Annotated in this window: 16 protein-coding genes; 9 read left to right on the top strand and 7 right to left on the bottom strand. The window is 64.2% G+C overall.

The features are described 5' to 3' along the window. The first annotated feature begins 2 nt into the window (after positions 1-2). From D6Z43_RS27395 to D6Z43_RS27415, 5 genes are all read left to right on the top strand, one after another. The gene (locus D6Z43_RS27395) at positions 3-743 is read left to right on the top strand and encodes an SDR family NAD(P)-dependent oxidoreductase (protein WP_120655105.1); all 741 of its coding nucleotides are present in this window, start codon (positions 3-5) and stop codon (positions 741-743) included. A gap of 89 nt (positions 744-832) precedes the next feature. After that, positions 833-1,792 carry a PDR/VanB family oxidoreductase gene (locus tag D6Z43_RS27400; RefSeq protein WP_120655106.1) on the top strand — a complete coding sequence of 320 codons (960 nt, stop codon included), beginning with the start codon at positions 833-835 and terminating at the stop codon, positions 1,790-1,792. An 18-nt stretch (positions 1,793-1,810) separates the two neighbouring features. After that, positions 1,811-2,311, top strand: coding sequence for a flavin reductase (locus D6Z43_RS27405; protein ID WP_120655107.1), 501 nt, complete (start codon positions 1,811-1,813; stop codon positions 2,309-2,311). 377 nt (positions 2,312-2,688) lie between these two features. Then, positions 2,689-3,966 carry an OprD family porin gene (locus D6Z43_RS27410; protein ID WP_120655108.1) on the top strand — a complete coding sequence of 426 codons (1,278 nt, stop codon included), beginning with the start codon at positions 2,689-2,691 and terminating at the stop codon, positions 3,964-3,966. A gap of 59 nt (positions 3,967-4,025) precedes the next feature. Beyond that, positions 4,026-4,649, top strand: a complete 624-nt coding sequence (locus D6Z43_RS27415; protein WP_120655109.1) for an NIPSNAP family protein — start codon at positions 4,026-4,028, stop codon at positions 4,647-4,649. Between the two features lie 137 nt (positions 4,650-4,786). Here the strand turns inward: D6Z43_RS27415 and D6Z43_RS27420 are convergent, their stop codons facing one another. After that, positions 4,787-5,674: a LysR family transcriptional regulator gene (locus D6Z43_RS27420; protein ID WP_120655110.1), complete on the bottom strand. Its 888-nt coding sequence runs from the start codon at positions 5,672-5,674 to the stop codon at positions 4,787-4,789. A gap of 135 nt (positions 5,675-5,809) precedes the next feature. Here D6Z43_RS27420 and D6Z43_RS27425 point away from each other — a divergent pair, with 135 nt between their 5' ends. The 4 genes from D6Z43_RS27425 to D6Z43_RS27440 all read left to right on the top strand — a co-directional run bounded on the left by D6Z43_RS27425 (position 5,810) and on the right by D6Z43_RS27440 (position 9,449). Next, positions 5,810-6,931, top strand: a complete 1,122-nt coding sequence (locus tag D6Z43_RS27425) for a muconate cycloisomerase family protein (RefSeq protein WP_120655383.1) — start codon at positions 5,810-5,812, stop codon at positions 6,929-6,931. Positions 6,932-6,946: 15 nt separating this feature from the next. Beyond that, positions 6,947-7,237 (top strand): muconolactone Delta-isomerase, encoded by a 291-nt coding sequence (gene catC, locus D6Z43_RS27430; RefSeq protein ID WP_120655111.1) that lies wholly within the window; start codon positions 6,947-6,949, stop codon positions 7,235-7,237. 39 nt (positions 7,238-7,276) lie between these two features. After that, entirely contained in the window at positions 7,277-8,203 is a 927-nt protein-coding gene (gene catA, locus D6Z43_RS27435; RefSeq protein ID WP_120655112.1) for a catechol 1,2-dioxygenase, read from the top strand. A gap of 376 nt (positions 8,204-8,579) precedes the next feature. Continuing rightward, positions 8,580-9,449: an alpha/beta hydrolase gene (locus D6Z43_RS27440; protein ID WP_120655113.1), complete on the top strand. Its 870-nt coding sequence runs from the start codon at positions 8,580-8,582 to the stop codon at positions 9,447-9,449. A 207-nt stretch (positions 9,450-9,656) separates the two neighbouring features. On the opposite strand, the gene D6Z43_RS28600 is transcribed toward D6Z43_RS27440, so the two are convergent. The 6 genes from D6Z43_RS28600 to D6Z43_RS27470 form a co-directional block, all read right to left on the bottom strand. After that, the gene (locus tag D6Z43_RS28600; RefSeq protein WP_120655114.1) at positions 9,657-10,520 is read right to left on the bottom strand and encodes a methyl-accepting chemotaxis protein; all 864 of its coding nucleotides are present in this window, start codon (positions 10,518-10,520) and stop codon (positions 9,657-9,659) included. A gap of 73 nt (positions 10,521-10,593) precedes the next feature. Next, complete coding sequence (locus D6Z43_RS27450; RefSeq protein WP_120655115.1) at positions 10,594-11,847, bottom strand: OprD family porin; 1,254 nt, start codon at positions 11,845-11,847, stop codon at positions 10,594-10,596. Positions 11,848-11,977: 130 nt separating this feature from the next. Continuing rightward, positions 11,978-12,667 carry an ABC transporter ATP-binding protein gene (locus D6Z43_RS27455; protein ID WP_120655116.1) on the bottom strand — a complete coding sequence of 230 codons (690 nt, stop codon included), beginning with the start codon at positions 12,665-12,667 and terminating at the stop codon, positions 11,978-11,980. Further along, positions 12,660-13,409, bottom strand: a complete 750-nt coding sequence (locus D6Z43_RS27460) for an ABC transporter ATP-binding protein (RefSeq protein WP_120655117.1) — start codon at positions 13,407-13,409, stop codon at positions 12,660-12,662. The genes D6Z43_RS27455 and D6Z43_RS27460 overlap by 8 nt, the downstream gene beginning before the upstream one ends. Beyond that, a complete protein-coding gene (locus D6Z43_RS27465; RefSeq protein ID WP_120655118.1) occupies positions 13,406-14,425 on the bottom strand; it encodes a branched-chain amino acid ABC transporter permease in 1,020 nt (339 codons plus the stop codon). The genes D6Z43_RS27460 and D6Z43_RS27465 overlap by 4 nt, the downstream gene beginning before the upstream one ends. A 10-nt stretch (positions 14,426-14,435) precedes the next feature. Next, entirely contained in the window at positions 14,436-15,347 is a 912-nt protein-coding gene (locus D6Z43_RS27470; protein WP_120655119.1) for a branched-chain amino acid ABC transporter permease, read from the bottom strand. Positions 15,348-15,377: the final 30 nt, after the last annotated feature.

Consider the following 15,377-nt stretch of genomic DNA (forward strand, 5'->3'; position numbering starts at 1 on the left):
CCATGAGTCAGATTGCACTCGTCACCGGCGCCGCCCAGGGCCTCGGCCTCGCCATCGCCAGCCGCCTGTTCGCCGCCGGTTACGCCGTGGTGATCTCCGACCTGTCGCTGGAACGCGCCCAGGCCGCTGCCGACCGGCTCGACCCGAGCGGCGAACGCAGCCTGGCGCTGAAACTCGATGTGGCCAGCAAGGCCGACTTCGAGGCGGCGCTGGCGGCGACCCTGGAACGCTTCGGTGCGCTGCATGTGGTGGTGAACAACGCAGCCATGACCATGACCACGCCGGTCATGCAGATCAGCCCCGAGGAGTTCGACCGGGTCCTGAGCCTCAATACCCGCAGCGTCTTCGTCGGCTGCCAGGTATTCGGCGCGCACATGGCCGCCGCCGGCTACGGGCGGATCGTCAACATGGCTTCTCTGGCCGGGCAGAACGGCGGCACCGCCACGGGCGCGCACTACGCCGCGTCCAAGGGCGCCATCGTCACCCTGACCAAGATCTTCGCCAAGGAGCTGGCGGCCAGTGGTGTGACCGTCAACGCTATCGCGCCCGGGCCGATCGAATCGCCCGCCGTGCGCGCAGCGGTGCCGGCCGAGCGCATGGAAGGGCTGCTTGCCAACATCCCGGTCAAGCGCCTGGGCGATGCGGATTTCCTCGGCGATCTGGTGGTGCAGCTGGCGCGTCCTGAAGCCTATTTCACTACCGGGGCGACCTGGGATGTGAACGGTGGACTGTTCATGCGCTAAGTGCGCGAAGCGACAAAGCAAGGCCGTGCGTGCAGTGCGGTGGGTAACAACGAGAACAAGCAGCACCTTGAAGGTGCGGGAAGGCCGGTATGAGTGAGCAAGTGTTGAATCTGGTGGTCCGCAAGCGGGTGGAGCAGGGCGAGGGCGTGGTGATCCTCGACCTCGCCGACCCGTCGGGCAAACCCCTGCCGGCGTTCGAAGCCGGCGCCCATGTCGATATCCACCTCAAGCCCGGCCTGGTGCGCCAGTACTCCCTTTGCGGTGACCCGGCCAACGCCTCCGTCTACCGCCTTGGCGTGCTGCGCGATCCGGCTTCCCGTGGCGGTTCGGTTGCGGTCCATGAACTGCTGCAGGAAGGCAGCGAGGTCGCCATCGGCGCACCGCGCAACCTCTTCCCGCTGGCCGGCGGCGCGAGCCGTTCGATCCTCATCGGCGGTGGCATCGGCATTACCCCGATGATCGCCATGGCCCACGAACTGACTGCGAAGGACAGTGCCTTCGAGCTGCACTACTGCGGTCGCTCGCGCAGCCGTACCGCCTTCCTCGACGAGCTGGAAAGCGCCGACTTCTCCGCTTGTGTGCGTACCCATTTCGATGATGAGGCCGCCGAGCAGAAGCTCGACCTGCCCGCCGTGCTGGGGCAACCAGCGGCCGATGTTCACGTCTATGTTTGCGGCCCGGCCGGGTTCATGGACTGGGTGATCAGTGAGGCACGCAAGGCCGGTTACGCCGACGATCACATCCACCGCGAGTACTTCCAGGTGGAAGTGGACGCCAGTGGCGACAGCTTCGAAGTCGTTGCTTCGCGCAGCGGCAAGGCGGTGCAGGTGGCTGAGGGCCAGAGCATCGTCGACGCTCTCGCCGGCGTCGGTATCAAGATCGAGATTTCCTGCGAGCAGGGCGTCTGCGGTACCTGCCTGTGCGACGTACTGGAAGGCGAACCGGACCACCGTGACGTCTACCTGACCGATGAAGAAAAAGCCGCCAACGACCAGATCCTGGTCTGCTGCTCGCGGGCCAAGTCGAAAAAACTGGTGCTGGACATCTGACAGCTGAGGGGCAAGACCATGGTCGATACCAATGGATTCCGTAATGCCATGGCGCTGCTGGGCGGCGCCGTTTCAGTCATCACCACCGATGGCACCGCAGGCCGCTGGGGCTTTACCGCTTCGGCTGTGTGCAGCGTCACCGACCAGCCGCCGACGCTGCTGGTGTGCATGAACCGCTCCTCGTTCGCCAATGGCCATTTCAAACAGAACGGCGTGCTCAGCGTGAACGTGCTGACCGCCGAGCTGAAGGAAATCTCCGGTGTCTTCGCCAACCGCGAACTGGACTCCGAGCAACGTTTCGCCCGCGCCAGCTGGAGCACCTTGGAGAGCGGTTCGCCGCTGCTGGACGACGCCCTGGTGAGCTTCGACTGCCGCATCGCCCAGGCGCATGAGGTGGGCTCGCACACCATCTTCTACTGCGAGGTGCTGGGCATCCGTCACGGCAAGAACCAGGAAGGCCTGGTGTATTTCAACCGCGCCTACCACCGCCTGGGGGATGCCTCGCGCTCGGCCTGCTGATCGACCTGTAGGAGCGGGGGCCGCGAAAGTCTGCCGCAGGTTGTTCGCCAGCAAGCTGGCTCCTACGGCAAACGAGACCCGGTTAGCGTGTAGGAGCGGATTCATTCGCGATGCGGGTCGCAGGCCTGCCAATGGATTTCGGCTGATCGCCGGAATACCGGATGAAGTTGTACTTCATCCAGTTTGAAGCTGTACCCATAACTATATATATCGAGGGCGCCCGTACATGTTCGGGTGGCGGGCCTTGCTACAACTTTTTTGCAGTAAGTGGTTATAAAAACAAAACTGTGGATTAACTGCCGAAGTTGCACTTCTTGCTAATTAATCTGCTCCCACTAGATGTGCCTTGCATGCACATGTAAGAAAGGATCACTTCCATGTTTCAGAAAAGCTGGCTGGCCAGCGGCGTGGCTGCCGCGGGCCTGATGGGGATGCTCATGCCGATGTCCGCCCAGGCGGACTTCGTGAAGGATCGGCAAATCAGCCTTGGCCTGCGCAACTTCTATATCGATCGTGATTTCAAACAGGATGATGCACCAAAGTCGCGTATTGGAAGTTGGACCCAGGGTTTCGACTTCCGTGCCATCTCCGGATATACCGAAGGCACTTTGCAGTTCGGTCTGGATGTATCCGGGCAATATGCCTATCGCCTCGATGGCGGCGGCGGTCGCGGCCCGGACACCATCATTCCCTACGACGACAGCAAAGGTGAGCAGGTGCGCGACTACGGCCGCGCCGCGCTGACCGGAAAGGTGCGTTACTCCAAGACCGAGTTGAAGGTCGGCGAGCATCGGCCGATGCTGCCGGTGGCCTTCTACGATGATTCCCGCCAACTGATCACCACTTTCCACGGCTTCCTGCTGGAGTCCCGTGAAGTGGACCGGCTGACGCTCACCGGTGGCCGTTTCACCGAGATCAGCAGTCGCGAATCGTCCAACCGCGAGAAGATGTACCTGTTCAATGGGCCGGACATCAAACGCCGCAGCGATGGCCTGAATTTCGGCGGTGCCACCTACGCCTTCACCCCGAGCCTTACCGCCAGCTACTTCTACGGCCAGCTGGAAGACATCTACCAGCAGCATTACCTGGGCGCGACCCATACCGCTGACCTGGGTGGCGGCTATGGCCTGAAGACAGACCTGCGCTACTTCGACAACAGCGAAGACGGCAAGGCGTTGTACGGCGATATCGACAACCGCTCCTACGGCGCGATGACCACCCTGCGCAAGGGCCCCCACGCCATCGGCGTCGGCTACCAGCGCATGCTCGGCGAGAGCGTCTTCCCAACGCTCAACGGCTACGCGCCGCAGCCGTATCTGGTGAACTGGTCCACCGTCGGTTTCGTAAAACCCAACGAAAGCTCCTGGCAGCTGCGCTACGACCTCGACTTTGCCGCCTACGGCGTGCCCGGCCTGAAGCTGATGACCCGCTACCTGCGAGGCACCGGCATCGACCGTGGCAACAACGCCCTGGACCAGAACGTCGAGAGCGAACGCAACATCTACCTCAGCTACGTGGTGCAGAGCGGCCCGCTCAAGGGCGTCGGTTTCGAGTGGCGCAACATCGACGTCAAGACACGCTACGGCAACGGCAGTGCCTCGGGTCCGGACTATCAGGAAAACCGCCTGATCACCACTTATACCTTCAAGTTCTGACCCTGCGGGGCCGGTCGAAAACGGTCGGCCCCGCATTCTTACCTGGCAGCGAGACTCCGATGCGACTCTACGAACTCATCACCTTCACCCTGCGCGTGCGTACTCCCGCCGCGACCCTGGCGCGCCTGGAATCCACCCTTGCCGAAGCGCTGCCGGGCTGCACATTGGTCGGCTGCTGGTCCTCGGAAATCGGCCCCCTGAACCAGGTCGCCGTGCTGCGCGGCTTCAGCGACGAACAGGCCCGTCAGGCCGAGCGCGAGCGCTACCTGCTGGCGCGGGATGCATTCGGCATCGAGGAGTTCATGCTCGACATGAAGGTGGAGAACTACAGCTTGTTCCCCTTCCTCGAACCCCTCGCGCCGGGCGCCCACGGCCCCTTCTACGAACTGCGCGAATACAACCTGATTCCCTCCGGTCTGACCCCCACCCTGGAAGGCTGGAAAAAGGCCGTCGCGCCGCGTACCGGAGAAAGTTATTCACAGGTCTACGCGGCCTTCTACGCCACCGACGGACGCACGCCGCGTTACCTGCACATCTGGCCCTACGCGACCCTGGAACAGCGGCTGGATGTCCGCACGCGAGCCGTCGAGGACGGCGTGTGGCCACCGGAGAACTCCGGGCCGCAACTGCGTGAAATGCATTCCACCGTCTACCTGCCGGCGAAGTTCTCGCCGCTGCAGTAGGCGAAAACCCTTTTTAGCTTTACCTCAGCCCGTTCCACTCCTTTGCGGGCTTTTTTTCTTGTTGTAGGGGCGCTTCGGCCGCTCTCTTGTGGGCGTGAATTTATTCGCCAAGGGCAGCGCAGGGGCCCCGAGCACGCTCAGGCACCGATATGCCCTTCGGACAGCTCTTCGATCAGATCCAGGCAATGGGTCAGCGCCGGGGAGGCATCGCCCACACGGCGGCTGATGATGATGGGGGAGGTGGCCTGGGCTTCCTGCAGGTTGGCGTAGCCGATGTCGATGCGGTGCAGCACCTGCACCGAGGCCGGTACCAGGGTGATGCCGATGCCGGCGGCGACCAGGCCGATGGCGGTCTGCAGTTCGTTGGTCCATTGCGCCACTTCGATCTGCAGGCCGTAGGCCGCGAACAGTGCCAGCACATGGTCGGCATAGCTTGGCCGTGGGTTGCCCGGATAGAGCACGAAAGGCTCCTGGGCCAGGTCGGTAAGGCTCACCGGGCCGGGTAGAAGCGGATGTCCGGCGGGGAGGGCGGCCACTAGCGGGTCGAGGGTCAGCACCTCTTGCTGGATGGCCGGATCATTGATGTGGATGCGGCCGAAGCCGACGTCGATGCGCCCGGCCTTGAGCGAGTCCACCTGTTGCAGGGTGGTCATCTCCGACAGGCCCAGTTCCAGCCCGGCGTCGCTGCGCAAACGACGGATCAGATCGGGCAGCACACCGTAGAGGGTGGAGGGCGCGAAGCCGATGCCGAGCCAGGCTTTTTCGCCTGACCCAATGCGGCGGGTATTGTCACAAACCTTCGTCAGCTGCTCGAGGAGGGTGCTGGAGTGCTCATGGAAAAAGCGTCCTGCCTCGGTCAGGCGCAGGGGTCTGCCACGGTCCAGCAATGCCACCCCGAGCTCCTCTTCGAGTTGCTGTATCTGCCGGCTCAGTGGGGGTTGAGCGATGTGCAGGCGCTCGGCGGCACGGGTGAAATTGAGGGTTTCGGCAAGCGCCTGGAAGTAGCGCAGGTGGCGAAGCTCCATGGTGACTCCGGGGCGGTGACTTTTCGGGTTTGTCGATACCCTGGAGGTATCGTGTTAGACAAACTCTATATTGGACCCCGCGATTTGTCGCGGCCACTATCGGGACCAGATGAAACGAACCTGATGGGTATTGAAGTGAGCCAAGTCCTGATCGAAAGCGTCGAGACGATCATCGTCGACCTGCCGACCATCCGCCCGCACAAGCTGGCCATGCACACCATGCAGAACCAGACCCTGGTGGTGATCCGCCTGCGCTGCTCCGATGGCATCGAAGGCATCGGCGAGTCCACCACCATCGGTGGGCTGGCCTACGGCAACGAAAGCCCGGAGAGCATCAAGCAGAACATCGACAGCCACCTCGCGCCGCTGCTGATCGGCCAGGACGCCAGCAACATCAACGCCGCCATGCTGCGCCTGGACAAGGCCGCCAAGGGCAACACCTTCGCCAAGTCCGGCCTGGAAAGCGCACTGCTCGACGCCCAGGGCAAGCGCCTCGGCCTGCCGGTGAGCGAACTGCTCGGCGGCCGCGTGCGTGACGGCCTGGAAGTGGCCTGGACCCTGGCCAGCGGGGATACCGCCAAGGACATCGCCGAAGCCGAGCACATGCTGGAAATCCGCCGTCACCGCATCTTCAAACTGAAGATCGGCGCGGGTGAAGTGAACCGCGACCTCAAGCACGTGATCGCCATCAAGCAGGCCCTGGGCGACAACGCCAGCGTGCGTGTCGACGTCAACCAGGCCTGGGACGAATCCGTTGCCCTGCGTGCCTGCCATATCCTTGGTGATAACGGCATCGACCTGATCGAACAGCCCATTTCGCGCATCAACCGTTCCGGCCAGGTACGCCTGAACCAGCGCAGCCCGGCGCCGATCATGGCCGACGAGTCCATCGAAAGCGTCGAGGACGCCTTCAGCCTGGCTGCCGACGGCGCCGCCAGCATCTTTGCCCTGAAAATTGCCAAGAACGGTGGCCCACGTGCCGTGCTGCGCACCGCCCAGATCGCCGAGGCGGCCGGTATCGCCCTGTATGGCGGCACCATGCTGGAAGGCTCCATCGGCACCCTGGCGTCGGCCCATGCCTTCGTCACCCTCAAGCAACTGACCTGGCACACCGAGCTGTTCGGCCCACTGCTGCTGACCGAGGAAATCGTCACCGAAGCGCCGGTCTACCGCGACTTCCAGCTGCACGTGCCGCGTACCCCGGGCCTTGGCCTGGCCCTGGACGAAGAGCGCCTGGCGTTCTTCCGCCGCAAGTAAACAGGAGATCTTTCCATGCTGTTCCACGTGAAGATGACCGTAAAACTGCCGGTCGACATGGACCCCACCAAGGCGGCCAAGCTCAAGGCCGACGAGAAAGAACTGGCCCAGCGCCTGCAGCTTGAGGGCAAGTGGCGCCACCTGTGGCGCATCGCCGGTCACTACGCCAACTACAGCGTGTTCGACCTCGCCAGCGTCGAGGAGCTGCACGACACCCTGATGCAGCTGCCGCTGTTCCCCTACATGGAGATCGAGGTGGACGGCCTCTGCCGCCACCCGTCATCGATTCACGAAGACGATCGCTGATCGATTCGCGCCCGATAACAACAAGATGAGGAAATAGCCATGACTATCAAACTGTCCAGTACCGAAAGCGTCCAGAAGTTCTTCCAGGAAGTGAGCGGCTTCAACAACGACCAAGGCAGCCAGCGCATGAAGAAGCTGGTGAACCGCATCCTGGTCGACACCATCAAAATCATCGAAGACCTGGAAGTCACCACCGAAGAGTTCTGGAAAGCGGTGGACTACTTCAACCGCATGGGCGCCCGCGGCGAAGCCGGCCTGCTGGTAGCCGGCCTTGGCCTGGAGCACTACCTGGACCTCCTGCTGGATGCCCAGGACGAGCAGGCCGGCCTGTCCGGCGGCACCCCGCGCACCATCGAAGGCCCGCTGTACGTGGCTGGCGCGCCGCTGTCCGAAGGCGAAACGCGCATGGACGACGGCACCGATGCCGGCACCGTGATGTTCCTCCAGGGCCAGGTCAAAGACGCCGATGGCAAACCGATCGCCGGTGCCGTGGTCGACCTGTGGCACGCCAACACCAAGGGCACCTACTCCTACTTCGACACCACCCAGTCGGACTACAACCTGCGTCGTCGCATCGTCACCGATGCCGATGGCCGCTACCGCGCCCGCAGCATCGTGCCGTCCGGCTACGGCTGCCCGCCGGATGGCACCACCCAGGAAGTGCTGAACCACCTGGGCCGCCACGGCAATCGTCCGGCACACATCCACTTCTTCATCTCCGCACCGGGCTACCGCCACCTGACCACCCAGATCAACCTGTCGGGCGACGAGTACCTGTGGGACGACTTCGCCTATGCCACCCGCGACGGGCTGGTGGGCGAGATCCGATTCACCGAGGACGCCGCCGCTGCTGCCGCCCGTGGCGCTGTGGATCGCTTCGCCGAAATCGACTTCGACTTCCAGTTGCAGAAGGCCCCGAGCCCAGAGCAGGAAGCCATCCGCGACCGCGTTCGCGCCGAAGCCTGAGTCACCGAATCGGCGGGGGAGGCTGGTTCCCCCGCTGTTTGAGCCGGCCGATTGGCCGGCTTTTTTATGGGCGGCTAGTCAACCTGGATCGGCCGTCGGGGCGTGGCCGAACGCCGCTTCCCTCACCCCAACCCTCTCCCAGAGGGAGAGGGGGCTGTCCAAGCAGGATGGCTGGTGAGTGCCCGGCGCGAGTCACCTCTCTCCTTTCGGGAGAGGGGCCAGGGGGAGGGTGGTTGACCCCGCGCTAGGCCTTTCGCGAATGAATTCTCTCCCACAAATGAGCACCCCTGACTCCCCGGATAGCCATCCCCGACTATCCGGATTTCGCCATTCCACGGGATGCCGCCTAATCGACGGACAACCATCGGAGGTGCCCATGACCCGCCCCAGTGATCCGGCCGAACTGGCCGCTTACTACGACGTGCAATACAACGCTCGCGCCAGCGTCGAAGACTTCGATCAGTACCCGCGCCAGTACCGCGCACTGAGCGACTCAGCCCACGCGAGCCTGAAGTGCTTCAAGGATGTGTCCTACGGGCCGGGTACCGGTGAGCGGTTGGATATCTTCCCTGCCGAGCAGCCGAACGCGCCGGTGCTGTTGTTCATCCATGGCGGCTATTGGCGTGCCCTTTCCAAGGCCGATTCGGCATTCATGGCGCCAGCCCTGACCGCTGCCGGCGCTTGCGTGGTGGTGCTGGACTACGACCTGACTCCGGCCGTGACCCTCGATCACATCGTCGACCAGACCCGCCGCTCGCTGGCCTGGCTGCACCGGCATATCGCCGATTTCGGCGGCGATCCGCAGCTCCTGTATGCGAGCGGCAGCTCGGCGGGCGGGCACCTCACCGGGATGCTGCTGGCTGGAGGCTGGCACGGACGCTATGGCGTGCCGGACAGTGTGCTGCGTGGTGCGCTCCCCATCAGTGGGCTGTTTGATCTGCGACCGTTGCTGGAAACGCATATCAATGGCTGGATGGGAATGGACGAAGCGGCGGCGCGGCGCAACAGCCCGACTTTCCGTTTGCCGACGCGGGGAGCCGAGCTGGTGATCAGCTATGGCGCGCAGGAAACGGCGGAATTTGCGCGCCAGTCCCACGAGTTCCTCGACGCCTGGATCGCGAGGGGGCTGCCAGGTCGCTTCGTGGCCGCACCGGGCAAGAACCACTTCGATGTCGTGCTGGAGCTAGGCCAGCCGGGGACGCAGCTGTATCGGGCAGTGTGCGAACTCATGGGCCTGAATGGGTGAGCCTGTAGAAGGTGCGAATTCATTGGCTATGTCTGCATTACGTCTTGCAAGGAGCTGCATTGCCCGTAGGAGCTGGCTTGCCAGCGAATGGCCGCGTTTCGCTGGCAAGCCAGCTCCTACAAGGCTCTTGGCCTGATGGTCAATCTCTCGCAACAGCTAACGCAGACATAGCGAATGAATTCGCCCCTACAAGGAAAGCAGCGGTGATCAACCCACCAACCCCCTCAGCTGCCTGGTGATCCGCTGCTTCTCGTCCAGCCGCTGCATGATGCGCTGGACGATTTCGTAGCGGGTGGTGGCAACGCGCTTCATCTCCGCCAGGGCCTGCAGGGCGATGGCGGATTTCTCCAGGCCGGCGCGGGTCGAACCGTCCACTTGTGCAAGGCCCGTACGTGCGTTTTCCGAGGCCTGTTGCAAGCCTCCGACAATCTCCCTGATCTGTTCGCTCGCCTCGTTGGCACGGCGGGCGAGGTGGCGCACCTCGTCTGCCACCACGGCGAATCCACGGCCCTGTTCGCCAGCGCGTGCCGCTTCAATGGCGGCGTTGAGAGCCAGCAGGTTGGTCTGTTTGGCGATCTCCTGGATGCTGCCGACGATGGAGCCGATGCGCTGTGACTGATCGCTGAGGTCGTTGAACACTTCAGTGATATGTCCCATGTACTGGCCCAGTTCGCCGATGGAGTTTTTCGAGTCCTCGATGCTGTTGGTGGAGAGCTGCAAGTTCTCGCCCGCCTGGCGAGCCAGGCTGTTGGCCTGTTGCATGTCTTCCGCGCTTTCGGCGATGGCCAGGCCAAGGTCGGCCAGGCGGGCCAGCAGGTGTTCGAGGGGTAGGGTTAGGACCGGCGCTACCGGGATTTCCAGCGCGGGCGGTGGAGCGGGTAGCGGTTCCGGCGCCGGTTGGTTCAGCGGGACCTCGACTACCCGGGCTGGCAGGTGGTGGTAGAGCAGCCCACCACAAAGGGTACAGGCGCTCGCCAGGAGCAGGGGCCAGGAGCTGGCCAGCAACCAGGCAGCGAGCATGAAGAGTCCGCCGAGACAGAGCAGCAGGGCGGCCAGGGATTTTCGGGGCATGGCGGTTTCCTTGTCGGGGCAGGGACTGTGGGCAAGAAACCTGTTGGGGCGAATTTATTCGCCCCAACAGGGCTTAGAACAGTGCCAGGGTGTAGTTGAGGATCAGACGGTTCTCGTCGATGTCGGTGCGATAGTTGGAACGTGCGGTGACATTGCGGATGCGCACGCCCAACCCCTTGAGCGAGCCGCTCTGGATCACGTAGCCGATATCCAGGTCGCGTTCCCAGTCCTCGCCTTCGAAGCCCTTACCGGTATCCACGTTGTCGCCCTTGATGTAGCGCACCGTGGTGGTCAGGCCGGGGATGCCGAGGGCGGCGAAGTCGTAGTCATGGCGCACCTGCCAGGAGCGCTCATCCGCCGAGGCGAACTCGTAGGTCGGCACTTCGTTGCCCAGCGGCGTGATGTTGGCGAACACCTTGGGGAAGCCCTGGTCGCCGTACATACCCTGGTAGCCGACGAAGAAGGTATGGCCGCCTCGCTTGGCCGAGAGCAGAGAGTAGAAGGCCTGGTTGTCGACCTCGCCGATCAGCTTCTTGCCGTCCTCGGAAGAATCGTAGAAGCCCATGTTGGCGCCCAGCACCCAGTCACCCACCGGCTCGGCGTGCTTGAGGCTGATCAGGCGCTGGTCGTAGATGTCTTCGAGCTGCGCGTACCAGGTACCCACCGTGGTGCGGTTGGCGTTGAAGGCGTAGTCGGCACCGGCGTAGTTGAAGGCATCGCTGGAAGCCTGCCGTTGCGGCTGGTAGCCGATCTGAGCCTGGATCTTGTCGTCGCCGGCCTCGTTGCGCAGGCTTGTACCGGTCAGATGGCCGCCTTGCAAGGTCAGCCCGGCGATCTCGGTGGAGGTGATGCTGGCACCCTGGTAGCTGGGCGGCAGCAGGCGGATGTCGCTGAACATCAGCACGGGCAGGTTGGGTTGCAGTTCGCCGACTTTCAGCTCGGTCTTCGACACGCGCATTTTGCCGGCCACGCCCAGGCGGCTGTAGTCGTCGGCGGCCTCGCCATCTTCCTGCACCGGCAGCAGGCCGGTGTTCACCCGGTCGGGACTGCTGTCGAGCTTGATGCCGAGGGTGCCGATGGCATCGATGCCGAAACCGACCGGGCCGGGCGTGTAGCCGGACTTGAAGTTGAGGATGAAGCCCTGGGCCCATTCCTCGGCCTTGGACTGCTGGTTCGGCCCGACGATGTCGGAGAAATCGCGACTGAAGTAATAGTTGCGCAGTTGCAGCGTGGCGGTGGAATCCGCGATGAAGCCGGACTCTGCAGCCAGGGCGGAAAGCGGGAGGGTGCTCAAGAGGATCGGGAACGCACGGGACTTGTAGATCATCGCAAGGCTCTTCTTCTTCTGGTTTTCAGGGCGCACCCGTCCGCCGCCGGCTTTTGCTGAGCCGGTGGGGAGCGGATTGCGTCGGGATTACCGGTCCGTCTTGACTACGGGCCGGGAGGCTGGGCGTTGGTCAGACGCCCAGGTATCGATGCGACAACTCCGGTGTCGCGGCGAGCTGGTCCGGCGTGCCCTGCCAGACCTGTCGGCCCTTCTCGATGATGTGGTGGCGATCGACCACCCGCGCCATCTCCTTGAGGTTCTTGTCGATGACCAGGATGGTCTCGCCCTCTGCCTTGAGGGTCACCAGGCAGTTCCAGATGGTCTCGCGGATCACCGGGGCCAAGCCTTCGGTGGCTTCGTCGAGGATCAGCAACTGCGGGTTGGTCATCAGCGCGCGGCCGACGACCAGCATCTGCTGCTCGCCTCCGGAGAGGGTCTTCGACAACTGCTCCTGGCGCTCTTCCAGGCGCGGGAACAGGGCGTAGATGCGTGCCAGGTCCCACTTGCCGCCCTTGGTGGCGGTAGCCAGCAGGTTCTCCTTCACGCTCAGGCTGCCGAAGGTGCGGCGGCCCTCCGGCACCAGGCCGAGGCCCGCCTGGGCGATGCGGTAGGGCGTGGCGCCGCGCATCTCCTGGCCGTGTATGCGGATGCTCCCGGCACTGGGCTTGAGCAGGCCCATGATGGATTTCACGGTGGTGGTCTTGCCCATGCCGTTGCGGCCGATCAGTGAGACCACCTGACCCTGTTCGATCGTCAGGTGCATGTCGAACAACACCTGGCTCAGACCGTAGCCGGCCTGCAATCCACTGACTTCAAGCATGTTCTTCCCCCAGGTAGGCGGCGCGGACCTGCGCGTTGCTGCGGACTTCTTCGACGGAGCCGGTGAGGATCGTCTGGCCATAGACCAGCACGGTGATGCGGTCGGCCAGGGCGAACACGGCATCCATGTCGTGCTCCACCAGCAGGATGGCGTAGCGCCCCTTGAGCGACTGGAGCAGATCGGTCATCCGCGCGGATTCTTCCGCACCCATGCCCGCCATGGGTTCGTCCAGCAGCAGGACAGATGCCTCCTGGGCCAGCGCCAGGGCTAGCTCCAGCTGGCGGCGTTCACCGTGGGACAGCTCGCTAACCAGGTCCTGCGCGCGGCGGCCGAGGCCGACCTGTTCCAGGTAGTCCTGGGCCGGGTCCAGCAAGCTGCGGTCGCGGGACAGCGGGCGCCACATGCCGAAACTCTTGCCTTCGCGAGCGGCGATGGCCACGGCGACGTTCTCCAGCAGGCTGAAGTCCGCGTAGAGCTGGCTGACCTGGAAGGAGCGGGCCAGGCCCAGGCGCGGCCGCTCATGGGCCGGCACTTCGGTGATGTCCCGGCCGGCGAAGAGGATCTGCCCCTTGTCCGGCCGGATTTCCCCGGCGATCTGCGAGATAAGCGTCGACTTGCCCGCGCCGTTGGGGCCGATGATCGCGTGCAACTCGCCAGCGGCCAGCTCCAGGTTGGCGCCGTTAGTGGCTTTCACTGCACCGAACGCCTTCTCCAGGCCACGGATGGACAGTTGCGCGCTCATGGATGCACCTCACGGGTGGTGGCGACAGGGGAGGACTTGGAGTAAGCCTTGCGCGGCCGCTGGCGGGCCATCAGCAGGCCGTAGATGCCCTGGCGGCCGAACAGCACTACCAGCAGCAGGAGGGGGCCGAAGATCAGCAGCCAGTGCTCGGTCCACAGGCTCAGCAGCTGTTCCAGACCGAGGTAGGCGGCCGCCCCCAGCACCGGGCCGAGGAGGGTACCGACGCCACCGAGGATGACCATCGCCATCAGCTCGCCGGACTTCTGCCAGGCGCCCATGTCAGGGCTGACGAACAGCGCGTAGTTGGCCCAGAGCACGCCGGCCAGGCCCGCGCCGAGGCCGGCGATGACGAAGGTGGTGAGGCGGTAGCGCAGGGGTTTCAGACCGAGGCTGATGGTGCGTCGCTCGCTCTGCTTGAGGCCGCGCAGGACGAAGCCGAAGCGCGACCCGACCAGGCGCCGGCAGAACAGCAGCCAGGTCACCAGCAGGGCCACGCAGAGGTAATAGAACTGGTTGGCGTCGTTCAGGTCGAGGCCGGGCAGGCTGTTGCGCTCGTTCATCAGGATGCCGTCGTCGCCACCATAGAGCGACAGCGAGCCGAGGATGAAGTAGAGCATCTGGCTGAAGGCGAGGGTGATCATGATGAACTGTACGCCGCTGGTACGCAGCGACAGGTAGCCCATCACCAGGCCCAGCAGGGCGCAGCAGAGCAGGGCCAGCGGCCAGACGATGAGCGCGCTGTTGCTGCCTTCCCAGCCCCACAGCGGCATCGCCTGCGAGCTGTGGAAGGCGATGATGCCGACCACGTAGCCGCCCAGGCCGAAGAAGGCCGCGTGGCCGAAGCTGACCAGGGCGCCGTAGCCGATCAGCAAATCCAGGCTGGCGGCGGCCATGCCGTAGATGGCCAGGCGCGTGAACAGACTGACCAGGAAGGGTTCGTCGAACAGCGCCGCCACCAGGGGCATCAGCGCGAAGGTGGCCAGGCAGGCCAGGTCGATGAAGAGGCGTCGGGACATGGAATTCTCCTCAGGCGCGGGACGGCAGCAGGCCGCGTGGACGCACCAGCAGCACCAGGGCCATGACGATGTAGGCGCTGGCGGAAATCAACCCGGCGCTCAGCGCGCCGCTGACCTCGGCCGGCAACAGCTGGTCCAGCAGTTGCGGGATGTAGGCGCGGCCCAGGCTGTCGACCATGCCGATCAGCAGGGCGCCCACCAGGGCACCGCGCACCGAGCCAACGCCGCCGACGACGATGACCACGAAAGTAGTGATCAGCACCTTCTCGCCCATGCCGATCTCTACCGAGAGCAGCGGCGCGGCCATGAATCCGGCGAGGCCGCAGAGCATGCAGCCGAAGACGAATACCAGGGTGTAAAGACGGCTGATGTTCACCCCCAGCGCACCGACCATCTCGTGGTCGTCGGCGCCGGCGCGGATCAGCATGCCCAGGCGGGTGTGGTTGATCAGCAGCCACATGCCCAATGCCACCAGCAGGCCAGCGCCGATGAACAGCAGGCGGCTGACCGGGTACATCAGGCCGGGGAGCACTTCGACGAAGGCGTTGTACCAGTCCGGCGTCGGCATGGCCGGCGGGCTGCGGCCGAACAGCAGGGTGATCAGCTCGTTGGTGAAGAACACCACTGCGAGGGTGGCCAGCACCTGGTCCAGATGGTCGCGGTTGTAGAGGCGGCGGATGATCCCGGTCTCGATCACCAGGCCGTAGAGCGCGGCACCGGCCAGGGCGGCGAGGCCGCCGAGCCAGAACGAGCCGCTGGCGATGGCGGTATAGGCGGCACAGAAGGCGCCGACCATATAGAAGGCGCCATGGGCCAGGTTGATGACGCCCATGATGCCGAAGATCAGCGTCAGGCCGGAGGCGAGCAGAAACAGCAGCGCGCTGTACTGCAGGCCATTGAGAAGTTGTTCGAGCAACAGCATGGCGAAGTCCTGCGGTGGTGGCCCGCCGGT

Source organism: Pseudomonas sp. DY-1, assembly GCF_003626975.1.
Lineage (GTDB): Bacteria > Pseudomonadota > Gammaproteobacteria > Pseudomonadales > Pseudomonadaceae > Metapseudomonas.